Below are 26,132 nucleotides of genomic sequence, written 5' to 3'. Positions count from 1 at the left end.
CGATCGCGCATTAAAATCCGAGTTTCAGTCCTACTGTATAGGTTTTGATGTTCGGGTATGGGTTATAGTCAACGCTCAGCGAAGTGTAATTGCCCTGTGAGTTGGGGTAGGAATTCACTTCGGGATCGTAGCCTGAATAGTCGGTAATGGTGAACAGGTTCTGGGCAGTAGCGTATACGCTGGCTGTTTTGAACACGGTGCTCAGTTTTGGCAATGGCAGGTCGTAAGTAAGCGTAATGGTCTTGAAGCGCAGGTAGCTGCCATTCTCGATCATATCGCTGGTTACACCCAGGTTACGGCGAAGGGTATTGCCTGCACTGGGCAACGTGTTACTGGTGCCTTCACCGCGCCAGGTATCAGTATATACATAAGCGAACTTATTGGCATATGCGTTGCCTGCTTCCATTTCGATCTTGTTCTCATTAAGAATGTCAACACCCTGTACGCCCTGGATCAACACATACAGGTTGAACCGGTTAACGGTAAGGTTGCTGGTAAATCCATATGTGAATTTGGGAAGTGCGTGACCAATGATGGTTCTGTCGTTGGTTGCATCCAGGTCGTTATCGCCATTGAGGTCTTTATAAATTGGGTCGCCTGGTTTTACCTTTTGTTTGGTTCCGCTTTTGGTGATCTGGTCGGTACTTTGCCAGATACCATCGAATACATAACCATAGAATTCGCCGATTGGTTTTCCTACCTGTAAAATAGAAGAGGTTTTACCACCGGGGAACAGATTCGAGCTCACGTTACCGGTAAACTGGGATGTATAAGGCCCCAGGTCGAGTACCTTGTTACGGTTAGCTGAGATGTTGAAAGCAGTACTCCATTTAATACTCTTCTTATCAATATTAATGGTGTTGATCGCCAGCTCGATCCCCTGGTTCTGCACGCTGCCCAGGTTTTGGGTCATGGCATTAAAACCGGAAGTGGCAGGCAGCAGTACATCATACAGCAGCTTGGTAGTTTTCTTTCTGTAATAATCGGCCGACAATTGCACCCGGCTATCCAGTACCGACAGATCGAAGCCGAGGTCCAGTGCACTGGTTGATTCCCATCTCAGGTTAGGATTGTACAGGTTACTGGGCGAGAAACCATTTACCCGGGCCTGGCCCAGCCAATACGTGTTGGGCTGGTATTGTTTCAACGACAGGTAAGAAGGGATCTCCTGGTTACCGGTAGCTCCATAACTGGCGCGGAATTTCAGGTCGCTGATGGCGTTAACATCTTTCAGGAAGTTCTCTTCTTTTACACGCCAGGCGAAAGCGCCCGAAGGAAAATAACCCCATTTGTTGTTCACGCCAAAACGCGAAGAGCCGTCGGCCCGGAACGTGAAAGTGAAGAGATATCTGTCTAACAACCGGTAATTTAACCGGCCCAGGAACGAAGCCAGCGTATTCAGCGTGGTATTGGAGCCGTCGTTGGCGCCGCCGATTGAAAGGTTATCGGTACCCAGCATATTGGTAGACAAACCTGTTACCGTAGAAGTTACAGATGCATTCTTGAATTCCTGGTAGGTAAAACCACCCAGTAGGTTAATTGAATGGATCTTGTTGAACGTTTTATCGTACGTGATGGTGTTTTCGTTCAGCCAGTTGTAGTTGTTATTGGTCACTACCTGCGCATAACCCCCGCCGCTCAGGGCGCCCAGATAGGTAGTGCTGGGACGGAACACGTCATTGCGGTAATTGCGGTACTCGCCACCAAAACTGGTGCGCAGTTTCAAACCCTTAGCCAGTTCATATTCAGCAAAGAAATTACCAAACAAGCGGATGTTCTTGGCTTTATCGCTGTTGAGGGTAGCGGCTGCAACCGGATTACCAGCTATAATGGAATAATCTTTAGGGTCGTTTTGATAAGTGAAAGCGCCGGTGCTGTCGTAAACAGGGATACCGGGGTTGAAGAGCAGGGCATCGAGCAGGGTACCACCGGTACTGCCACCTGTGGTATTTACATTTGCCCTTAACTGATTGTCGTAAGAGATCTGGGTATTCAGACCGATCTTGATCTTCTCACTTACTTTTGAATCGAGGTTGAACCGAACGTTACCCCGTTTATAGTTGGAGTTGATGATGATACCATCCTGCGTGAAATAGTTCATGCTGAGGTAGTAGCGGGAATCGGTATTGCCGCCGCTAAAGCCCAGGTTGAAATTTGACATTTGTGCGCTGCGGAACAGTTCATCCTGCCAGTCGGTGCCTTTGCCCAGCTTTGCAACCTGTGCATCGCTGAAAGGTCTTTTGCTACTTGTTGGGTTTAAATTAGCGTACGTCTCGTTCATGAATTCGGCGTACTGTTTAGCATCCATCATATCCAACTTTTTGGCTACCTGCTGAACACCGCTATACGCATCAAACGTAAGTGATTTTCTACCGGCAGTGCCACGGCGGGTGGTGATCATTACCACGCCATTGGCGCCCCTGCTGCCGTAAATGGCTGTGGCGGAGGCGTCCTTCAATACGTCAACAGAAACGATGTCGTTAGGATTTAAAGCCGCAATGTCAGCGCCGGCATATCCATCCACCACATACAGCGGGTCGCTGCTCGATGAAATGGAGTTGGTACCGCGGATGCGCACTGTGAAGGAAGAACCTGGCTGCGCATTGGTTTGGGTTACCTGAACCCCGGCTACACGGCCCTGCATTAACTGGCCGGTACCAAATACAGGTGTTTTGTCAACACTCGACAGGGCCACCGACCCTACTGAACCGGTAAGGTCTTTTTTGCGGGCGGTGCCATAACCAACAACCACAACATCGCCGAGCTGGGTAACCTGTTCAGCCAATGAAACGGTCACTTCGCCATTGCTGTTGGTAACATCCACTTCCTGGGTGGTAAAACCCACGGCAGATACTACAATAATAGCTTGTTTGGTTTCCGGAATGGTAAGCGTAAAAACTCCTTTGGTGTCGGTAAAGGTGCCAATGTTGGTACCTTTTAATTGAACATTGATTCCCGGCATAGGTAAATTGGAAGCATTGAAAACCTTGCCGAAAATCCTTTTTTGTTGGGCAGCTGACTCATAGGGTAAACAGAGCCACAAAATGAACAGCAGCAGGCAGAATTTCCGAATCGTCGCAATCATTTGTTAAGATTAAGGTGAGGAAACAAAGCGGTGAAATTCAATCAAAAAGGACGAATTGCTAAGAAATTCTGCGGAAACGTTTCCGTAGTTACAATTGGACAATTAACGACATTCTATGCTAAAAATTAGTATGCTATATCGTTTTTAATGGTAAACTATTAGCTATTTCGACCAATACCAAATTATTTTGAAGCATTAGGAAAAAATGGAATGCCTTATATTTGTAAGGTTAAGTGCTAATCAACCTGCTACATAGAGCCTTCCAATGAATTGTTACCGGAATAATGCTGCAATAAAACCAAATAGTACAGAAACTGCCCGTGCCACCTGAATTGTCAAATAGCGAAAAAGGACTGTTATTGCAGATCATCAATGGAGATGCAGATGCTTTTGCGGAAGTATATGAATTGTACAAAGACCGGATCTTCGCCTTTGCTTTTACCCTTACCAAATCAAAAGAAATAGCCGAAGAGGCCACCCAGGAAGTTTTTGTAAAACTATGGGAACGCAGGAACCAGATAGATGCCAATTACCCGCTCACTCCTTACATAAAGAAGATCACCTACAACTATATCATTAGCTTTTTCAGAAAAGTAAAGCTCGACCGGCAGCTGCAGCAAAACCTGTATAGCAATATGGAGGCGCTGCGCAATACCAATGAAGACGAGCTGTTGCAAAAAGAGCTGAACAAATTATACCAGCAGGCCATTGAACAGTTACCCCAGCAAAAACGCACGGCATATATGCTGAGCCGGGAACAGCATTTAAGCTATGAAGAAATTGCTTTGCAAATGGGCATTAGCAAAAATACCGTGCGCAACCACATGACCGAAGCCATTCAGTTCATCAGGAATTACATCACTAATCATACCGACCTGGCGTGTCTTATTCTTGCTTTTTGTTTGCATAAACAAGGTTCTTAGGTTATTAAGTTAATAGGTTATTGAGTTATTAGGTTCCTGAGTTTTCAAACTAAATAACCAACGAACCCAATAACTGCCCCTTTCCTACGGATTTTTTTTTAAGCGAGGTAGTACTCTCTATTCGCTCGCGCGTATCTATACCACGGGCCGCACATTTAATATAAATATAATGGCACTTAGTAAGGAACAATTAGAAGCGCTTTATCATAAATACGTACAAAACCAGTGTACGCAACAGGAGCTGGATGCATTGATCAATGAGTTGGGTTTTGAGGGGCAGGCGATGCAGGAAGAAACGATCACGCAATTATTCAATGCTACCTGGGATGGTCTCGATGTATTTCCCGATAAATATGAACTGCCTCCCTTGTCGCTCCCGCAAACACCCGTTGTTAAGCTGTATACTGTGAAGAAAAGATGGATGCGGATTGCAGCCGCCGCTTCTGTTTTGGTTGTTTTGGGTGTGGCTGCCTACTGGATAATCCGTACCCGGGAAACTAAAACCGGCACAACAACAATTGCAGTAACTAAAGATATTTTACCAGGCGGTAACAAGGCCATACTTATTCTGGCCGACAATTCGACCATCGTTCTTGACAGCGCCGCAAACGGAAAACTGGCGCAACAGGGGATAGCAATCGTAACAAAATCGAACAATGGTCAGCTCGCTTATTCCCTCCCGGCAAAACGGGGGGGAGGCGGCGAGCCTGTGTTTAACACCCTTCGCACGCCCCGGGGCGGTCAGTACCAGCTGGTATTACCCGATGGGTCAAAGGTGTGGTTAAACGCCGCTTCTGCTATTACTTATCCTACTTCATTTCCCGGAAAAGAAAGAAAGATCACCATTGATGGCGAAGCTTATCTGGAAGTGGCGCATAATGCCGCAAAACCTTTTAAAGTACAAGCCAACGGAACCGAAGTAGAAGTGCTGGGTACTCACTTTAATGTAGATGCCTATAAAGATGAAACGACTGAGAAGATTACTTTGATTGAGGGAAGTGTGAAAGTAGGCAGCCGGCCCTCCTACGCCAAGGCTTCGGCGGGCGAAGCAGAAGGAAGAGAAAAATCCGTAATTCTTAGACCAGGAGAACAGGCTATTGTTGTAGCGAACCCACTCACCACTGACCACTCACCACTCACCATAAACCATTCACCTGATTTAGATGAGGTCCTCGCCTGGAAAGATGGCTTATTCAATTTTAACAATGCCAGTATTGAATCGATCATGAAACAGGTGGAACGCTGGTACGATGTAGAGGTAGTGTATGAAGGACCGAAACCGGAAGGGCATTTCAGGGGAAAGATCCCGCGTAATGTAATGGCCAGTGATATGCTGAAGATCGTGGAAGCCAGCGGCGTTCATTTCAGAATTGAAAACAAGAAAATCATCATTATGAAATAAGTACTTCAGGAAAGCTCAAATAAAAAACCTGGTCGCGGGGAAGGCGATCCAGGTTTGGAATGAGTTAACCTGATATAACAAACAGCTCGCTAAAGACTGCTTTATCAATTAACCCAAAACTTTACAAAGTTATGTCAATTTTGCTTTGTAGTAGCGTCGCTTTGCCCGGGCGTTACGTAACAGACCATGGATCGGTCAACAAACTGCTAAAAATCATGAGAATCACAGCCATTCTGTTATTGGGCGCCTGCTTGCAGGTTGCCGCTAAAGGAAGGGCCCAGAACATTACGCTTTCTGAAAAGAATGCGCCCATCGAACAGGTACTGCAATTGATAGAGAAGCAGGCCAACGTTAATTTTTACTATAAGGTGGAGCTATTGCAAAAAGCGGGGCCGGTAACCATACATGTAAAAAATGGAACCCTGAAGCAGGTGTTGGATTTTTGTTTTAACAACCAGCCGTTTACGTACGAAGTGTTCGATAAGGTGGTAGTGATAAAACCAAAGATCATCCCGCCCCCCAATATAAATACCGTCTTGAACTCACTTCCTGCCTGGGGCATAAAAATATCCGGACGAATAATTGGTGAAGGGGGAGAACAACTGGTGGGTGCTTCCATCCGCATATTACAACGGGGCAAGCTTATCAGTTCCGGTGTCTCAGATGAAAAAGGAGAATTTAAACTGGGGGCGGAATTTGAAAATGGCGCCTATACACTGGAAGTATCTTACATAGGGTATGAAAAACTCATCAGGGAAATAAAGCTGCCGGAATTACAGATCACCGTTATTGTAATGAAGAAATCGCCCAGTGTGCTGGATGAAGTGCAGTACACGGCGTACAGCAGCACCAGCATGCGGTACAATACCGGTGATATCACTACTGTCAGTTCAAAAGAAATAGCACGTAACCCCGTGCCAAACGTACTGCAGGCATTGCAGGGACGGGTGGCCGGGATGTACGTAGCCCAACATACCGGTGTGCCAAACGGCGCGTTCCAGGTGCAGATCAGAAGCCTTAACACCTTGTCGGGCGGGGCTGCTAATTCACCGGCTGCTGTACCCAACCTGGCACAACCCTTATATATTATCGATGGGGTAGAGTATCCATCCAATGGTACGTTGCCCATGCTCAATTTTGGCCTGCCCCAGTTCAGGATGAATGGGAATGCCCTTAATTACCTGGACCCAACCCTGTTTGAATCGATCAGTGTTCTGAAGGGACCTGATGCTACAGCTATTTATGGTTCCCGGGGTGCTTTTGGCGTTATCATCATCACTACCAAAAAAGCAAAAGCCGGTAAATCTTCGGTGAACGTCAATGCATCTTACGGTTTTTCAGAACTGGGCAAGTATGTGGATATGATGAATACCCAGGAATACCTGGCTGTACGCCGCAACGCCATGGCAAACGATAACACCAGGCCCGGGCTCGCCGATTACGACCTGAATGGTACCTGGGATACAACCGTTTCCTACGACTGGAAAGATTTTTATCTGGGCGAACATGCGCCTACGAGCCGGTTGAATGCTACGTATCAGAGTGGAAATTCAAATACCAGTTTTTTGCTGGGCGCTAATTACAGTAAGATCTCGAATATTCAACGCAGCAAAGGATCTGTACGGGCAGGAGGCATGAACTTCAATGTAAACTCAGCTACCAACGACCGCAAATTCACCACGTCCCTTTCGGGCGCTTATACTACCAATGTAGATGATATGGTACCGGTTGATTTTGCCGGTGCACAGGGCCTTACCAACGCGCCCAATTCACCTTATCCTTTATTGCCCGATGGGAAACTAAACTGGGAAACCGGTTCCAATGCAGCCGCCATCCTGAATGCTTTATATAATAATGGTACCGATAACCTGGTGGCCAATCTCTCACTGGTATATACGCCCATAAAGGGATTGTCATTTACAGCTGCGGGTGGTTATAGTCTGTTAACGGCAAAAGAATTTGCCGGCAGGCCCAGATCTTATTACAACCCCGCCACATTTACCGCTGCACAAACCTGGAGCACGATCAATCAGTACCGCCTTCGCACCTTCAGTGCCGATCCGAGGGCTGAATATAACACGGTGATATTTGGTAAAGGCCGGTTGAACCTGATTGCGGGTGGTAGTATCCGGGATATCATGAACCAAAGAATACTGATAACCGGCACCGGTTTTGCTTCAGATGAGTTGCTGATGAACCCTACCAATGCCGTTGCGGCCAATATCTCCACTAGCTACAACGTTTCGCCACAACGATATATCGGGGGATTTGGAATCGTCAATTTCCGATGGGCCGATAAATATATACTCTCATTAAATGGCCGTCGCGATGGTTCCTCTGTATTTGGGAACAATAAACAATTTGGCAATTATGGATCTGTTGGCGGCGGCTGGATTGTTAGTGAAGAACCCTGGTTCAAGCCCTTACGCAACATCATCAGCTTTCTTAAATTCAAGGCCAGTTATGGCCTGGTTGGTGGAAGCGCTATTCCTCCCTATTTGTATATGAGTTCTTATCTGTTTGGCAGCCAGGCCTATAATAATGGGGTTTCGCTAACGCCGCTTAACCTGTCGAACCCATACCTGCATTGGGAAACCAATAAGAATACAGAAGTGGGGGTGAACCTGGATGTGCTGAAAGGGGTAGTGAATATCGAGGCCATCTATTACACCAACAAGGTAGGCGACCAACTCACCAATCAGACGTTGTCGGGTATTACGGGTTTCCCATCACTGCTTATTAATTCGCCCGCGAATATTCATAGCTATGGGGGTGAGTTTACAGTAAATACCAAAAATATCATCACCAAAAACTTCAGCTGGACCTCCCGCATCAATGCAACCCTGCCGCGTACAAAATTGGAAACGTATCCCGGTATCGAAAACCTGGTGACCAATGTGAACTATGTGATCGGTAAACCTATTACCGGTATCAAGCTGTTCAAATATGCAGGTGTTGACCCCACAACCGGTGTGTACAATTTTATCAATTCCGAAGGCGTGAAAGGCGACTATACCCCTTTCCTTAGCCCCAAACAATTGAATGCAAATACTGACAGAACTGAATTCGTTGACCTCGCACCAAAATACTACGGCGGTATACTGAACTCTTTTACGTATAAAAGTTTAAGTATGGATTTCCTGGTTACGGTAACCAACAGAATGGGACCTAATTACCTGGCATTCCAGTCGTATCCATTGGGTACCACCAATGTGAATTATCCTAAAGATATTGCCGACAGGCGGTGGATGAAAGAGGGCGATGTAACCGATGTGCCCAAGGCCAGTGCCGGTTTAGCCGCCTTGCTGAGCCAGGCTAACTTTATCAGCAGTACAGGTGCCTACAGCAGGGCTACCTATGCCCGGCTGCAAAACCTGAGCATCAGTTACCGGTTACCCGCCAAGCTGATCCAACGGGCACGCATGAGTGGATTATCGGTTTATGCAGCAGGTCAGAACCTGTATACCATTTCGAAGTACCACAACCTCGATCCGGAGAATATGCTGGGCGGCCGCACGCCTCCATTACGGGTATACACTATCGGTATCAATGTCAACTATTAAAAAGACTGAAACATGAAACAACCACTTCAATATATATCAATGCAATCGGGCAAATTTATTGCCGGTTGTTTACTTATACTCATTACTGCGTCGGGCTGTAGAAAATACCTCGAAGTGCCTTTGCCCATCGATAGAATAGCAGGGAACACGGTATTCGATAACGATTATTCAGCATCAGCTGCTTTAAACGGTGTTTATGGGGCTTTGTACGTAAACGGGATCTTCGATGGAGGCGGAAGCATTAATTATTATTCCGGCCTGTATGTAGATGAACTAAAGAACTTCTCGCCGTCAGTTAATTACCTGGCCCTGTATATGAATGGCGTAAGCAGTACCATCGGCAACGTGAGCGGCTTCTGGACCAGTATGTACAAACAAATGTATACAGTGAATGTGGCCATCGAAGGATTAACCCCCGATAACAAGGGGCTCACCTATCGTAACCAGTGGCTGGGAGAAGCTTACTTCCTGCGTGGCCTGCTGTATTTTTACCTTACCAATGCCTTTGGCGATGTGCCGTTGGTATTGGGGTCAGATTATCTTAAGAACAATGCCCTGGCCCGCAGCCCGCAGGCGGATGTATACAAACAGATCCTGTCGGATCTGCAACAGGCGCAAACATTGCTCCCCGTTGATTTTCGCGACGGAAACGGTGTGTCAACAAAAGACAGGGGCAGGCCCAACCAAGCTGCCGCTGCTGCCCTGTTGGCGCGGGTATACCTGTATTTGCAGGACTGGAAAAATGCAGCCACACAGGCAGGCGTCTCCATTGGTAACGCAGGTACGTACCAGTTAGTAAATCCTGCGCAGACTTTTTTAGTGAACAGCATAGAGAACATCTGGGGTATTGTACCCTTCCAAACCACCATTGCCCCTTACAAGGTTAAAGACAACGGAAGTTTCTTTCTTCCCAAAGGCAAAACGCCCATTGCCGCAAATGTGCCTGTAAGTTTGAGCGATTCGCTGGTAAGCAGTTTTGAACCCAATGACCTCCGGTTTACTACCTGGGTAGGCATTGATACTGTACCTGCTGCCGGCGCTACACCCATGGGGTTATATTATTATGCATCTAAGTACAAAGCTGGTGGAACATATACAACGGCGCAGGAAACCCTGGTTATGTTGCGCCTGGCAGAACAATACCTGATCAGGGCCGAAGCACGGGCACAGGACAACGATCTCTCCGGCGCCCTGGCCGACCTGAATGCGGTGCGCACCCGGGCCGGATTGCCCAATTCCACCGCAGTTACACAACCGGAAATATTAGGCGCCATTCAAAGAGAACGCCGGGTAGAATTGTTTACCGAAGGGTCCCATCGCTTTTTTGATTTGCGCCGCACCAAAAGTCTGGATGCTCTCATGACAAAAGTAAGCGTGCAAAAAGGCGGTGCCTGGGAACCCTTTAAACAATGGTGGCCCATACCCCTGACAGACGTACAAAACAATAAAAACCTTCTTCAAACGCCAGGCTATCAATAATACAAAAGTTGAAAGTTCAAAGTTTAAAGTTTAAAGTTTAAAGTTGAAAGTTCAGGCCTTTGAACTTTCAACTTTAAACTGCAATTGATTTAATTCTGATTTATAAAATATAATACATGTCAACACGTATTACAAAACGGGTATTGTTATTTATTGCCCTGTTTGTTGTTGCCGGTTTTTCTGCGTTCGCGCAAAAGACTACCAAAGCCGATACAACAAAGATCAAAAAAAGCGATTCCGTTGCTGCACTGGTAAAATTATTGCCAAAACCGGATGGACTGAAACCCTATAAGGATGTAGTGACAGCCGACGCCAAAACCGCCACCGGTTTTTTCAAAGTGCATAAAATAGATGACCGCCTGTTATTTGAATTGCCCGACTCCATTCTGGGCCGCGACCTGCTAACGGTAAACCGCATCGCCAAATCATCTTCTGAATTCAGGCATCCGCTGAGCAGGCTGGTGAGTTATTCGGGCGACTGGATCGGCGAAAGCGTGATCCGTTTTGAAAAAGGCGGCATGAACAAGATCATGCTGAAGGTGATCTCCTACAAAGAACGGTCAAGCGACAGCTCGGCAAACGGCCTGTCAAAAACACTGGAGACAAATAACATTCAGCCTATTTATGCCGCCTTTCCGGTAAAAGCGGTCAACAAGGACAAAGCTGCTACCGTTATCGATGTTACTGATTATTTACTCAGCGACAACCCGGTGTTTGGTTACCAGGTAGATCTGAAGTCATGGACAACATTAGGACCGGTACTGCCCGACAGAAGTTATATCGACAGCATCAGGGCATTCCCGATGAATGTCGAGATCCAATCAGTAAAAACCTATTCAGTACCCAAACCCGGCAGTACCGCCATGACACCCGCTACATTTGAGTTTAATAGCTCGATCGTATTACTGCCAAAAGAACCCATGAAGGGCCGTCCATACGATCCCCGTGTTGGTTTCTTTGGACTGTGGCCAACCGATTATGTAGACTTCGATGCCAATCCACAGGGAGTGAAAAAAATCAGCAATATCTGGCGCTGGCGTTTGGAGCCCAAACCGGAAGATGTAGAAAAATATAACCGCGGAGAATTGGTTGAACCGCAAAGACCAATCATCATTTATATAGATCCGTTGACACCGAAAAAATGGGTGCCCTACCTGATCCAGGGGGTGAACGACTGGCAGGCTGCTTTTGAAAAGGCTGGATTCAAAAATGCCATCATGGCCAAAGAAGCGCCTACCAAAGAAGAAGACAGTACCTGGAGCATCGATGATGCCCGCCATTCTGCATTGGTGTACAAACCTTCTGATTTTGCCAATGCCAGCGGTCCCAGTGTAAAGGACCCACGCAGCGGCGAGATCCTGGAAACACACATCAACTGGTATCACAACGTAATGGACATCCTGTACAAATGGTATTTCATTCAGGCCGGCGCCATTGATCCGCGCGCCAATAAACCACAGTTTGATGATTCCTTAATGGGGGAACTGATCCGTTTTGTATCATCGCACGAAGTAGGGCATACCCTGGGGTTACGGCATAACTGGGGCGCTTCCTCTACCGTGCCGGTTGAAAAACTGCGCGATAAAGCCTGGGTAGAAGCACATGGACATACCCCTTCCATTATGGATTATGCCCGCTTTAACTATGTAGCCCAACCGGAAGACCACATCAGCGAAAAAGGGATCTTTCCCCGTATTGGCGATTATGATAAATGGGCAATAGAGTGGGGGTATAAAATGATTCCCGGTAACAAAACAGCTGCAGAGGAAAAACCAATCCTGAACAAATGGATCATCGATAAATTAAAATCAGGTTCCCAATACTTTTTTGGGATTGAAGCTGTGCAGGGCGAGGCCACTACCCAACTGGATCCCCGCAACCAGAATGAAGACCTGGGCGATGATGCCATGCTGGCCAGTTCTTATGGTATCAAAAACCTGAAAAGGATTTTACCCAACCTCATAAAATGGACACAGGAGCCGGATGAGAACTATGCCCGGGCCGGAGAAATGTACACCGAACTGGTGAATCAGTACAACCGGTATATGGGACATGTGCTCATGAACATCGGCGGCGTGTTAACAACACCCAAAACGGTTGAACAACCCGGTGATGTATACGATTTTGTGCCGAAAGAAAAACAAAAACGGGCAATGGCGTTCCTGCAAAAAGAATTGTTCACTACACCGGAATGGCTGCGCGATACGCATTTGTACAGCATCAGTTCAACCAGTTTTGCCAGTGTGGAGAATGTGCAGAAAGGGATCCTGGTACAATTGCTCGATGCCAAATACATCAGCCGACTGGCCATACAGGAAGCAGAATCAGGCACCAAAGCATATACAGTACTGGAAATGTTGACCGATCTGCGGAAAGGTATTTTTTCAGAGTTGGCGCTGAACAAACCCATCGGCCTGAACCGGCGCAACCTGCAAAAAGTATACGTTATCAAGTTATTGACCCTGTTACCTCCCGATAAAGGAGCCCTTGCACCAGACAGCGATGCCAGTTCGGTGGTTAAGGCGCATGCGCGCGAACTGGCTGCTGAAATAAAACGGTCCCTGCCCAACTACCAGGATGTGATGTCAGTAGATCATTTAAAAGATCTGGCTGACCGGATTACGACAGCGCTGGATCCTAAGAAGTAGAAATAGTTTAATGGTTCTCAGTGACAATTAGTTTGTCTATACGGGGGATGTTTCTACATCCCCTTATTTATTTAAGATTATTTTATTTTTGACCGATTGGTATAAAATAATATTTTTGTAGGGTAAATAGTAAATATGCCGGGACGAAACCGTTTGTTTGATGAAGAAAAAGCACTGGCGCAGGCTGCAGAAGTCTTTTGGATAAAAGGCTATGAAGCTGCTTCTACCGAAGACCTGCTGGCTGCAATGGATATGAATAAAGGCAGTTTGTACAACGCTTTCGGTAACAAACGGGAATTATTTGTAAAGGTATTCGACTGGTTTGCCCAGCGCTTTATCCGCAATATGAAGGAAGTATTTGCAAAACACGCCAATACTATTGATGCCATCCGTGAAATATTTCTGCATGTGGCTTATGCCGATGATCCTATGGAACATACAAAAGGTTGTTTTTATGTAAACATCCTGGGCGAAACAACCGGTATGGACCCCGACCTGGAAAAAGTTGCTAAAGAAAAACTGATCGAAATAGAGAAATTGTTCTATAAAGAATTGACAAAAGCCTGGAAGGCCGGGCAATTGACCAGCTCTATACAACCCGCCTTGTTAGCCAAACACCTGTTGAATTTGTGGAACGGGATCAATATTACAAGAAGGTTATACGGTGAAAAAGAATTGGGGAAACTGGTGGAGTTGAACCTGCAACTCTGCTTTTCCGGGAAGTAAATTTTTTGCTTTGCCCCTTATTACAGGCAGGCTTATTTTTTGACCGTTTGGTACAAATTAATTAAAATAAAACTTCGCATTATGAGTACAACAATTAAACCGCCGTTCACCAGGGAAACAGCGCTGGCGAAAGTAAAGCTGGCAGAAGATGCCTGGAACTCCAGAAATCCAGAAAAAGTATCCATGGCCTATAGCGTAGATTCAGAATGGCGCAACCGCACTGAATTTTTTACCGGCCGCGAAGCCATCAAGGAATTCCTGACCCGTAAATGGCAAAAGGAACTGGACTATAAATTAATGAAGGAACTGTGGTGTTACACCGACAACCGCATTTCCGTTCGTTTTGAATACGAGTGGCGCGACGCGAGCGGCCAATGGTTCCGTACCCATGGCAACGAACACTGGGAATTTGACGAAGAAGGACTGATGCGCCGCCGCGATATGAGCGCCAATGACTACCCCATCGAGGAAAAGGACAGAAGGTATAAGTAAATTGCTATCTGGCACAGTTTCAGAAAAATATACAATGGCTGGCTTCGTTGGAGTCGGCCATTTTTTATGGCTGCATACAACCCGGTATGAGCTATAACCGTCTTGCAATTGGCTGGTTAAAAACAACTATTGGAATACCAGCATTGGAATTTTTTTATAATTTTATCACATGCGGCTTAAAAAGCTTCGTTCTTTTATTGGCAAATTAAGCGTGCTGGGGGTATACCTGCTTTTTTTAATGGTTCAGCTGAACCTCAAGTATACCTTTAGTTATGCCAGTGGCGCGCATGTAACTTCCATAACCAATGTTGATCCCGCGAATATCAAGGGCGGTAAGATCTCCATCAAGGTAAAAAAGCTTTCGGTTCATCAACCCCGGTATAATAAAAGATACCTCCATCAGGACCCTTACCAGGTTTCCTCTATTCCCAAACAACCCGCAGTTGAATTTATTGTAGCTACCAAACCTTTGTATAACCAGGTTGCGGTATTACAAAATCCCGAACTGCTTCATTGCTTCCTGCGGGGGCCTCCTACGACATAATACATATTTCCTTACTAAAGACTACCGGCTCAATTAATGAAAGGGGGATCTGCCAGCTGGCGGGTCAACTCCGGTTCTCCTTATTTGAAACTTTTATATGACCTGGCGGCTGTTCCGCGCCAGCAGGTCATTACATCCATTCGTATGACATCATTTAGAAAAGCTAATTTTCTTCTTCTGTATATATTGGGGTTGTCGGTTATTGGGTTGAAAGTACAGGCGCAGGCAGATACCTGTGCGTGTGGCCTGAGCCAATTGCTCGATCGGGTAAATACCCGGTCTGCTTTTTTAACACCCGATTCCGCAGCCGTCTTAATAAAGCTGGCCCAGCAAAACGCAACCCGGTACAACCGGTTGCCTGAATTTAAATTAAATGCGCAGGCCGACCTGGGCACCAATAACAATTTACCCGGTGGTTATTTTTCGTATGGTATTGTGCCGGGTAATTCAAGGGTGCGCAATGAAGGCAACAGTTCAACCATATTGACCGATCTGGCCATTGCATCCGTTAACTGGACGATCTATGATTTTGGTGAGAACAATGCACGGCAACAGGTGGCAGCTTCTGATGTACAGGTGGAGCAATCGAAATTCAACCAGAGTAAATACCAGTTGCAGGCCCTGGCCATCGATAACTATTTACAATGGCAGCGCACGGAAGAATTGCTGAGCATTCAGCTGCTGCATATTCAGCGCAACAAAGAAATACAACAATCGGTACTGGTGCTGGCGAAAAGCGGCATCAAGGCCGGGGTTGATACCAGTATTGCCGAGGCCGAGATCTCCAGGCTGCGGTTGAATTATGTAGAGCTGAAAGGCCAGCGGGAACAATACAAATTAATGCTGTCGGCAATTGCCGATCTGCCCATTCAGCAGCTGCAGGCAGACACCAATTTCATCAACCACCTCATTGCGCACAATCAAACACTTCCTAGGATCACCGATTCAGCCATGGCCGATCATCCGTTGTTGAATTATTACCATTCATTATACCAGAACAGTCTCGATAAAGAACGCCTGGTAAAAAAGAGTTATTTGCCAATCGTATCCTTACAGGGAGCAGTGTGGGGGCGTGGCAGCAGTGTCAGCAGCCGCGATGAATTCAGGAGCCTGTCGAAAGGCATTGGGTTGGAACGCGGCAATTACCTGGTGGGGTTTGGCATTACCTACGATCTGTTTGATCTGAAACGGAAACAGGTACAATTAAAAACACAGGAGGCAGCAACTGACTATGCGCAAAAGCAATTGCAACGGCAGCAGATGTTGTTAAACCTCAGCGAAAGCAAGGTAGATGCACAACTGGTAACAGCATTAGAGCGATTGCAGGAAATTCCGCATCAGCTAAGCGCAGCGCAGGCGGCTTACCGGCAACAGCTTTCATTATACAAGAATGGCCTTACCACTATTCTGGAGTTGAACACAGCCCTGGGTGTGTTGTACCGCGCCGAAACAGATTTCATAAAAGCAAAGTACATGTATTGCCAGTCGCTGTTCGAAAAAGCCATTACCGGAAACCAGGTACCTGCACTTTTACAATTCACCAATTAAACAGGTAGTATGTCATTAGTATCCTCGGCTTTAAAAAAGCCAATTTCCCATATAGTGATCACCGTCAGCCTGTTGTTTTTTTCGGTGCTGGCGGCGCTGAAAATGCCGGTTGATATCTTCCCGCAGTTGAACATGCCCACCATTTACGTAATTGAAAGTTATGGTGGTATGTCGGCCCAGCAAATGGAAGGTTTTTTCTCCACCCGTTTGCAGGACCAGTTCCTGTATGTAAACGGGATAAAGAACATCAGTACCAAAAACATTCAGGGGCTCACGATGCTTAAGCTGAGCTTTTATGAAAAAACCGATATGGCCGAAGCATCGGCACAGGTAGCCTTGCAGGTAAACCGGGCCATGAAGTTTTTTCCGCCGGGTGCTTTACCGCCGCAGGTGATCCGGTTCGATGCCTCTTCGCTGCCGGTTGGTGAGTTGGTGATCTCCAGTAAAACGCGAAGCCTGAAAGAGATCTATGATCTGGCTGCAACCCGTATTCGCCCATCTTTTGCGAACGTAGCCGGTCTGATGGCGCCGCCGCCCTTTGGCGCCAACTCAAGGGCTATCACCGTGAACGTGGACCCCGATAAATTACGCAGTTATAACCTCACTGCCGATGAAGTAGTAACGGCCCTGGCCAAATTCAATGTGATGTCGCCATCGGGAAACCTGCGGCTTGATAATACCATGTATGTTACTACCATCAATACGCTGGTAAAAAATGTAACCGAGTTTGGCGACATTCCCATTGTAACCAAAAACGGGGTACCTGTATTGATAAAAGATGTGGCCCGCGTGGCCGATGCGGCAGATGTTACGGTTGACTATGCCCTCATCAATGGCAAACGTTCCGTATACATTCCGGTTGTAAAAACTGCAGATGCCTCTACCTGGCAGGTGGTGAAAGACCTGAAAGCAAGGCTGCCCGATATTCAAAGCCTGTTGCCCGACGATGTAAAAGTTACCTATGAATTTGATCAGTCGGTATTTGTGGTGAATGCGGTTAAAAGTCTGGCCACAGAAGGCGCTCTCGGTGCCCTGCTGACCGGCTTAATGGTGTTGTTGTTCCTGCGTGATCTGCGCAGCAGTCTGATCGTTATCATCACCATCCCGGTTTCTATTTCAATAGGGTTGTTGTTGTTGAGCCTGTTTGGACAAACGATCAATATCATGACCCTGAGCGGACTGGCACTGGCGATCGGTATCCTGGTAGATCAGGCAACGGTTACCATTGAAAATATTCATCAGCACCTGGAGATGGGTAAAAATAAACGACAGGCCATCTATGATGCCTGCGAAGAAATTGCCTTCCCCTTGTTGCTGATCCTTTTGTGTATTCTGGCGGTGTTTGCGCCCTCATTCCTCATGAGCGGGGTGCCCAAAGCCATGTTCCTGCCGCTGTCGCTCTCCATTGGTTTTACCATGATCGTGTCTTACATCGCAGCGCAAACCCTGGTGCCTATTCTCAGCAACTGGCTCATCAAAGCCGACAGGTATCAGCATTATAATCATGGTGCGGTACATGCCCATGCAGGTCAGGCACTCGATTCCGGTGAGTTGGAACAGGTAGACAGGCACCTGGATAAAGAGCATAAGGAACCGGAAAAAAATGATCTGTTTGAACGGATAAAGGTTCGGTATATGCGTTTTCTGCAACGGGGCATGAAACGCCGGAAGATCACCGTTGTTGCTTACCTGGTGTTGGTGCTGGCTATGGCCGCCGCGGCTTTTGTGGTCATTGGTAAAGACATGATGCCCAAACTGAACAACGGTCAGTTTCAGGTGCGGATAAAAGCACCCGACGGAACCAGGCTCGAACGCACAGAAGAGAAACTACGCCATGTATTACAGGTGATCGATAAAACGGTGGACCACCATGTAAGCATTACTTCAGCCTATGTGGGCATTATTCCCAGTAGCTATGGAACCAGCAACCTTTATATCTTCAATACCGGAACGCATGAAGCCATATTGCAGGTGAACCTCGATGAAGATTATAAGGTGAACATGGATGAACTGAAGGATGCTTTACGCAAGAACATCCGCCACGAAGTGCCCGATGTAAAGGTGCTGTTTGAACCCATCGATATGACCGAAAAGATTATGAGCCAGGGGGCCGCCACGCCTATCGAGATCAGGGTAGCGGGTAAAGACCTGCAGGAGATTGAAAAATATGCAACCAAAATTATGGACAGCCTTAAACGCATTCCATACTTGCGGGACGTACAAGTAGCGCAGCCATTGAAATTCCCGGTGGTGTCCATTACCATCGACCGGTTAAAAGCAGCTCAGTTTGGATTGAACGTGCAGGATATTGCCCGCTCGGTAACCGCCAGTACTTCATCGAGCCGGTTTAGTGAAAAGAACCAGTGGCTCGATGAAGACAAAGCCTATACCTACCAGGTGCAGGTGCAAATACCCGAATACGTTATGAATACCATGGACGAATTACGGGAGATCCCTTTGATAAAAGGACAGAATAGTCCGGTGCTGGGTGATATTGCCGAATTTAAAACCACGTATGTACCCGGGGAATACGATCGTTCGGGTCCCCGGCGCTTCCTGACAATAAACGCCAACATCTTCAAGAAAGACCTGGGCAACGCAACCACTGATGTAACGCATGTACTGCATGCGGTGGGCACTCCACCGAAGGGAGTGATTGCAGAAGTGCGCGGGATGTCGAGCCTGTTATCGGAAACGCTGGCCAGTTTGCAAAGCGGACTGTTGTTTGCGGTGCTGGTGATGTTCCTGTTGCTGGCAGCCAATTACCAGTCGTTCAAATTGTCGTTTACCGTTTTATCAACGGTGCCGGCAGTGATCGTTGGTTCACTGGCGGCCTTATTGCTTACAGGTTCCACTCTGAACCTGCAATCGTATATGGGTATGATCATGAGTACAGGGGTATCGGTGGCCAATGCGATCCTGATTGTTACCAATGCAGAAAAATTACGACTGGAATACCGCGATGCAACAAAAGCAGCGATCACCAGTGCGGGCATTCGGTTACGCCCCATCTTAATGACCAGTTTTGCGATGATCGCCGGTATGATCCCGATGGCTTCCGGTATGGGCGAAGCCGGTGAACAATCTGCGCCACTGGGCCGGGCTGTTATAGGTGGCCTGGCTGCTTCAACCCTGGCTGCCCTGCTGGTATTGCCACAGGTATTTGCCTGGGTGCAGCGAAAGGCGTCTTATAAATCGCCATCCCTGATGCCTGAAGCCAATCATAAAGACCATGCAATGAATGGAAAATTAACCCAACAATCAATACAACAATAAATAGTCAAGCATGAAAAATATTTGTGCAGTATTAGTGATCAGTGTGCTGTTATACGCCTGTGGTCATGTAGAAAAGCCGGTTGATCTCACTATAAAAGCCGCCAATGAAACCAGTAAATACGAAATAGGCAAGGTTACCGAAAACCCCTTGGCGAGTTATGTAAAATTGCCCGGACAGTTAAAACCTTTTGAAGAAGTAAACCTGTATGCCAAAGTGAATGGGTTTGTACAGGATGTACTGGTCGACAGGGGTACGCGGGTAAGAAAAGGCCAGGTATTGGTAAGGCTGGAAGCGCCGGAAATGGAATCGCAGGTACAACTGGCCAATTCAAAGTTTTTACAGGCACAAGAGAATGCAGTGGCTAGTAAGGAAAAATACCGCCGTCTGAATGAAGCGGCCAAAGAACCCGGCTCTGTAGCGCCATTAGACCTCGATAATGCCTTGTCGCACATGAAAGCCGATGAAGCCATTGTAATGGCAGAAAGATCGAATGTAGAGGTGATGAAGAACTTCAGGAACTACCTCATCATTACTGCTCCCTTTGATGGGGTGATCATTCAACGGAATATTTCTGTGGGAGCCCTGGTAGGCCCGGGTAGTAAATCGAACGATATGCCGATGCTGGTATTACAACATTTGCAAAAGCTGAGGCTGGAAGTATATATACCTGAAGCGTATGTTGATCAGGTTGATTTGAACCGGCCGGTGAGTTTTGCTTTCAATTCCATGCCCGGGAAAACGCACGAAGCAAAGATCAGTCGTTCGGCAAACGCCCTCACCAGTTTGCGATCAGAAGCTATTGAAATAGATCTTCAAAACAACAGGCAGCTATTCAAACCCGGTATGTATGCAGAAGTAAAAGTGCCGTTGCTGTCTGAAGCAAAATCATTGCTTATTCCCAGTAACGCCATTGTGCGTTCAACCGAACGGCAATACGTAATTACTGTAAAAGAAGGGAAAGCGCATTTGATTGATATAAAAGAAGGATTGAAGGCAAAAGATTCCACAGAAATATTTGGCGGGCTTACAGGTGGTGATGAAATTCTTTTACATGCTACCGATGAAATAAAAGAAGGAACTGTTATAAAATAACATGCTGTACAAGTGTGTATTTGTTTCTACGGTTCAAAAGCAAATGAGTCCCGACGATTGTCGGGACTCATTTGTTGTTAAAAACCACTGGATAAACATTGAATTATTTCAACCCCCAGAGTTCTATTTCAGCTTTGGAATTACTTCCGTTTGTGACCGTGTGATAAACAAATGTTACATTTTTAATTTCTGCACTACCATTCTTTAATTCAATGGTTTTGCTTTCAGCATTAGGTTTGTATTGCGTATTCAGGGCAACATCCTCAGTTCCACCGCCTTCATAAGATACCTGCATGCTTTCCATATGTACAGGTGCATCTTTAACCTTCACCTGAAGGGCTTTGTATCTATCCTTGCCGATTATAATGAATTTATCCTTATCGGTTTTAAAATCAACTTTGGCATCACCGATCTTATGCCAGCCAGCCTTGTTATTGGTAATAACTTCTGGTTTTTGCGCATGTACAAAGCTAAAAGTGAAAAACGTAGCCACTAATAATAAAACGATACTTTTCATGGTGATTCTTTTTAGTGAATAAGGGTACTAAAGCAAATACCATTCCTTGCCACCCCCGATAAAATACTAAAAGGGTTGTTAAAAAAAGGATCGCCCGCAAGCGACCCTTTGGGTTTGCCTGAACCTCATTGTTACACACATAAAAACCTGGGCAAAGAACAGGAAACCAGATAGGATAAGAATACCTTCTTACGGGAAGGTTATGGTTAACGGTTAGTTTGTACAGCTAAGTTAGTGAGCGTTGAAGTGTAGAAGAAATCCGGTTTGTCACGAAATCCCTAATAGAAAGAGGGCATTACCGGGAACGTTTGCATAGAAAAAAAGCCCTTATTTATATAAAATTGGTAAATATGCCGGTTGCCGGGTATTTAAAGAACTGCTTATTGATATGGTATTGGCTTGCAAAAATATTTTTTCTCTTATAGTGCTTTTATTGGTGGTAGCAACAGCTGTTGCCCAGCCCAAGTGTAAAGTGGAATATTTCTCAACCGAAAACGGGCTTTCTCACCAGGCGGTTACGAGTACCATTAAAGACCGCGAAGGATTTATGTGGTTCGGAAGCTGGGATGGCATTAATCGCTTCGATGGGCGTTCGTTCATTTCCTTTAAATCATTTCCTGGTGATAGTTCACAATTGGGAAACGACCGCATAGACCAGATCGTAGAAGATCAATCAGATCATTTATGGATCCAGGCATATGACCGGCATGTATATCGGTTCGATAAAAAGAGCGAACAATTCCTCCCCCTGTATAATCTCGTCAATCAGCATAAAAAACAAAAAGTTACTTTCAGCAGAATACTGAGGGCCGCCAATGGCTGGGTATGGTTACAGACCGATCGTGAGGGATTGTATTGTGTTCCGCAAAAAGACATTAAGCCGGGCAGTATCATTGCTTATAGTTTTTCTTCCAACGACATCAATTTCTTTCACGAGGATAAAGACAAAAAGATCTGGGTGGGAACTTCAGGCGGATTGAACTGCCTGCTTCCCTCCCCAACAGGTGAATATAAGAACAGCAATATAAACGTCCCACACATCACTGACGCCGATTATACAGTTGTAGATGAAGATAATGATCAATTATATTTCGGTACCGCCGATGGACAATTGATCATTTATAATAAAAAAGCAAACAACTTTTCATCCTATCAACTCTCAGCAGATCACCTGCAGGGTTTATTGCGATCCAGGTTGGGAAGGGTCATATACGCCTCTTCAACTACCGGACAGGTGATCTCCTTTAACCTGGATGATAAAAAGATCACCACCAATACCTATTCGCCTGCGGTTCCATTGTATTCTTTGTATGAAGATAAGCAGGGTGGTATCTGGATAGAACCACGCACCGAAGGCATTATCCGGTTTGATCCTGTCAGCCAGGCATTTCATCATTTTTCCCGGCAGAATACGGACCGCCTGAACGTCATCAATAATCATGTAAAGATCTGGGAAGATAACAATGGATTGGTGTGGTGTTTTCTGAAGGGTGGTGGCTTCGGCTATTATAATGCTGCCAACGGAAAATTTGACTATACCCTAAGTACACCTGATGCCGGCATTACCACGCTGCCCGCCAATGTGTATACTGTTTATTTTGATAAAGCCGGGGTATTATGGCTGACTACCAACGAACGGCAACTCATAAAAATAATCCTGCAGTCCAATGTATTTAAACAGCAGTTGTTGACAGACCAGGTGAATACCAAATTCGATAACGAAGTACGCGGCATTTTTTATGACAGCAATAACCGGCTATGGGTGGGGGCAAAAAATGGTAAGTATTATGTTTATCAAAACAACAAAAGGATAACCGGGCTTTTCGATAACGAACCGGCAGAGGGATTGGGGCTGGTGTATGCTATAATAGAAGACCGCCTGGGAAATATCTGGCTGGGCACCAAAGCAAATGGCATTTATAAGGCCATGCCGCTCGATAAAGCAGGAACAAAATACCACCTGCAGCATTTTCTTCCCACGGGAAAAGGTGGCGGCACCTTGCCCTGCAACGACATCTATTCGCTGCTGGAAGATAAACAGGGCCGCATCTGGATCGGTTCTTTTGATAAAGGTGTATACCTGGTAAAAGAAGAGGGCGGCAACGTACAGTTTCTTCCTGCTGTAGTATTGTTTAAAAATTATCCAAAGGATACTGATCCCAAGATCCGCCATATGGCGCTGGATGCAAATGGAAACATCTGGGCAGGCACTACCAATGGTTTGTTGTTGCTGCAAACCGGTGATAAAGCGGGTAACTGTTCCTTATATCAAAAAATACCTGGTGATAAAAACAGCCTCGGGAATAATGATATCCAGTTTGTTTTCCGCGATTCAAAAAACAGGATGTGGTTGGCTACTTCAGGTGGTGGTTTTTGTCTGGCCATGGGTAACCGGCCATTTCAGACATTGCAATTCAGGAATTATACCACCAAAGATGGCATGCCCAATGATTATGTATTGAGTTGTGCTGAAGATGCACAGGGTAATTTGTGGCTGGCTACAGAAAATGGCTTGTCGAGGTTTGACGCGGAGCAGCTCATTTTCAGAAATTTTGATTCCTATGACGGGCTGCCAAGAGCCAGTTTTTCCGAAGCGGCTGCCTGTTTGCGTTTACCAGGTGGGCAACTGGTTTTTGGTTCAACCAAGGGCTGTATTGCTTTTGATCCGGTTCGCCTCAATAACGACCGCATGGCTGCCAGCATCGCCTTCACCAATTTGCAGATCAATAATGAAGATGCAGGCCCGGGACGAAATGATTCGGCACTTACCCTGAAATACAACCAGAATATCATCAGTATCGAATATGCTATGCTTGACCAACGGGCGGGCAACAGACATGCGCTGGTATATCGCTTACTGGGTTTCGACAGTACCTGGTACAGCGACCGGCAACAAAGAAGAACAACCTATACCAACCTGCCACCGGGGAAGTATGTGTTTGAAGTAAAAAGCCTCAGTACCGATCTGTATTCAAACACGCCCTATAAAAGTGTCGCTATTACCATTCTGCCGCCACCCTGGAAAACCTGGTGGGCATACCTTATATATATTATATGTATAGGGAGCTTGCTGGTGATCATCAGGCGCTATGCGCTGGCCATGATAAGGCTGCGCAATAAAGTGGCCATCGAAAAACGACTGGCAGCCCTGAAAATAAATTTCTTCACCAATATCTCGCACGAGTTGCGAACCCCGCTTACCCTTATTATTAATCCCATTGAGCAGTTATTGCGCAAGGAGAAATTATCAACTGAGGGTACAGCCTGGGTAGAAGTGGCGCGTAAAAACGCCAACCGCATGGTGCGTTTCATTAACCAGCTGCTCGATCTGCGAAAAGTGGAAAGCAACAAGGCAACCTTGCATATTTCAAGGGTAGAAGTAGTCAATTTCGTACAAAAGATCAGCGATCATTTTACCGGAGCATTGAAAAGTAAACAGCTCAGTCTGGAGATCAATGCCGAACCGGAAGAAGTAATTGCCTGGATAGATGCGGAAAAACTGGACATCGTGATCTTTAACCTGCTGGCCAATGCTGTGAAGTTTACGCCCGCCGGTAAAGCGATCTCGATCACGATCTCCCAACTACCGGTTGAGCAAAGCTTTTTAATTGCAGTGAGTGATCAGGGACCAGGTGTTGATGCCGGCAAACTCAAAGATATTTTCGATCTTTTTTATGAAGCCGATCATCCGGCCACTACCCAAAAGGGTTCTGGTATCGGCTTGGCCCTGTCGAAGGAGTTGGTGCATTTGCATGGCGGTGATATCTGGGCGGTAAATAATGAAAGGGGCGGCCTCACGGTTTCTGTAAAAATAAAACTGGGTGCCCGGCCCGATAAACAGGAGGAACTCCTTATTGAACAAATGGATCCTGAAATGACTGCTTATCCTGAACAGGAACAGGTAGAACAACTGCCTATACAACAATCGCCAGCCGATCCGCAGGCACCACTGGTTTTACTGGTAGAAGATAATGATGAACTGCGCTCGTTCCTGAGCAGTCAGTTGAGCGAGTTTTACCGGGTTGAAGTAGCCACCAATGGCGAGGAAGGTTTGAAAAAAGCAATCCGCCTGATCCCCGATCTTATTTTGAGCGACATTATGATGCCGGTGATGGACGGCATACAGATGCTCGATAAGATCAAGAACGACATCAATACCAGCCATATTCCGGTGGTATTGCTATCGGCCAGATATTCTATTGAAAGCCGGATAGAAGGGTTACGCTACGGGGCCGATTGTTACATTACCAAACCCTTCCACAATGAATTCCTGATCGCATCCATCGACAACCTGTTGCGGCAGCGGAAAAAATTATTCGACTCCCTGGTGAGTAAGAAGCCAGCTACGGAGTTAAGTCCGTCACCCATTGTGGTTACTTCGGGCGATGAAACTTTTCTGAAAGAAGTGATCCGGGTGGTAGAGGAAAAAATGACAGACCCCGGTTTTAATATGGAAACCATTGCAGAGAGTATGAACATGAGCCGATCGGCCTTTTATAAAAAGTTCAAAAGTTTAACCGGGCTCACCACGGTAGAGTTTGTACGCGATATGCGGTTGCAACGTTCCAAACAATACTTCGATGCCGGCAGTACCAATATTGCCGAAGTGGCTTATTGGTCGGGTTTCAGTAATCCCAAATATTTCAGTACCTGCTTTAGGGAGAAGTACCAGGTGTCGCCTTCTGATTATATTAAATCAAAGGCAGGAGGCAGTGGGCAGTAGTGAAAAAGCAGAGGGCAGAAGGTAAAGGGCAAAAAGCTTTCGCGGCAGTGCGCAGCGAGCTATTGTGATGGCTCTAAGCCTTCGGCTTTCGGCTGTATTTCCCCCTGCCTCCT

At 46.3% G+C, this 26,132-nt stretch carries 14 protein-coding genes; 12 read left to right on the top strand and 2 right to left on the bottom strand.

Features of this window, described 5'->3' with window-relative positions; translation table 11 throughout:
* Positions 1-10: 10 nt before the first annotated feature.
* Positions 11-3,085, bottom strand: a complete 3,075-nt coding sequence (locus BMX95_RS15260; RefSeq protein WP_081203302.1) for a SusC/RagA family TonB-linked outer membrane protein — start codon at positions 3,083-3,085, stop codon at positions 11-13.
* Between the two features lie 320 nt (positions 3,086-3,405).
* On the opposite strand from BMX95_RS15260, the gene BMX95_RS15255 reads away from it, so the two are divergent.
* From BMX95_RS15255 to BMX95_RS15205, 11 genes are all read left to right on the top strand, one after another.
* A complete protein-coding gene (locus BMX95_RS15255) occupies positions 3,406-4,008 on the top strand; it encodes an RNA polymerase sigma factor (RefSeq protein ID WP_165759062.1) in 603 nt (200 codons plus the stop codon).
* Between the two features lie 169 nt (positions 4,009-4,177).
* On the top strand, positions 4,178-5,410 hold the full coding sequence (locus tag BMX95_RS15250) for a FecR family protein (protein WP_081203300.1): 1,233 nt from the start codon (positions 4,178-4,180) through the stop codon (positions 5,408-5,410).
* A gap of 215 nt (positions 5,411-5,625) precedes the next feature.
* Positions 5,626-8,973 (top strand): SusC/RagA family TonB-linked outer membrane protein, encoded by a 3,348-nt coding sequence (locus BMX95_RS15245; protein WP_165759061.1) that lies wholly within the window; start codon positions 5,626-5,628, stop codon positions 8,971-8,973.
* Between the two features lie 12 nt (positions 8,974-8,985).
* Positions 8,986-10,452 (top strand): RagB/SusD family nutrient uptake outer membrane protein, encoded by a 1,467-nt coding sequence (locus BMX95_RS15240; RefSeq protein ID WP_081203298.1) that lies wholly within the window; start codon positions 8,986-8,988, stop codon positions 10,450-10,452.
* Positions 10,453-10,568: 116 nt separating this feature from the next.
* Entirely contained in the window at positions 10,569-13,100 is a 2,532-nt protein-coding gene (locus BMX95_RS15235) for a zinc-dependent metalloprotease (protein WP_081203297.1), read from the top strand.
* 135 nt (positions 13,101-13,235) lie between these two features.
* Entirely contained in the window at positions 13,236-13,826 is a 591-nt protein-coding gene (locus tag BMX95_RS15230) for a TetR/AcrR family transcriptional regulator (RefSeq protein WP_081203296.1), read from the top strand.
* Between the two features lie 81 nt (positions 13,827-13,907).
* Complete coding sequence (locus BMX95_RS15225) at positions 13,908-14,318, top strand: nuclear transport factor 2 family protein (protein ID WP_081203295.1); 411 nt, start codon at positions 13,908-13,910, stop codon at positions 14,316-14,318.
* Positions 14,319-14,487: 169 nt separating this feature from the next.
* Positions 14,488-14,862 (top strand): hypothetical protein, encoded by a 375-nt coding sequence (locus BMX95_RS15220; RefSeq protein ID WP_081203294.1) that lies wholly within the window; start codon positions 14,488-14,490, stop codon positions 14,860-14,862.
* A 36-nt stretch (positions 14,863-14,898) separates the two neighbouring features.
* Positions 14,899-16,410, top strand: a complete 1,512-nt coding sequence (locus BMX95_RS15215; RefSeq protein ID WP_090519449.1) for a TolC family protein — start codon at positions 14,899-14,901, stop codon at positions 16,408-16,410.
* Between the two features lie 9 nt (positions 16,411-16,419).
* Positions 16,420-19,686, top strand: a complete 3,267-nt coding sequence (locus BMX95_RS15210) for an efflux RND transporter permease subunit (RefSeq protein ID WP_090519446.1) — start codon at positions 16,420-16,422, stop codon at positions 19,684-19,686.
* 10 nt (positions 19,687-19,696) lie between these two features.
* The gene (locus BMX95_RS15205; protein ID WP_090519444.1) at positions 19,697-20,779 is read left to right on the top strand and encodes an efflux RND transporter periplasmic adaptor subunit; all 1,083 of its coding nucleotides are present in this window, start codon (positions 19,697-19,699) and stop codon (positions 20,777-20,779) included.
* 103 nt (positions 20,780-20,882) lie between these two features.
* Here BMX95_RS15205 and BMX95_RS15200 read toward each other — a convergent pair whose 3' ends face one another.
* Positions 20,883-21,296 carry a hypothetical protein gene (locus BMX95_RS15200; RefSeq protein ID WP_081203293.1) on the bottom strand — a complete coding sequence of 138 codons (414 nt, stop codon included), beginning with the start codon at positions 21,294-21,296 and terminating at the stop codon, positions 20,883-20,885.
* Positions 21,297-21,720: 424 nt separating this feature from the next.
* On the opposite strand from BMX95_RS15200, the gene BMX95_RS15195 reads away from it, so the two are divergent.
* Positions 21,721-26,019, top strand: a complete 4,299-nt coding sequence (locus BMX95_RS15195) for a hybrid sensor histidine kinase/response regulator transcription factor (protein WP_165759060.1) — start codon at positions 21,721-21,723, stop codon at positions 26,017-26,019.
* The last annotated feature ends 113 nt before the right edge of the window (positions 26,020-26,132 follow it).

Source organism: Niastella yeongjuensis (genome assembly GCF_900110245.1).
Taxonomy (GTDB): domain Bacteria; phylum Bacteroidota; class Bacteroidia; order Chitinophagales; family Chitinophagaceae; genus Niastella; species Niastella yeongjuensis.
Note: the sequence above shows the minus strand (reverse complement) of the source record. Positions and strands in the feature narration are given on the sequence as shown.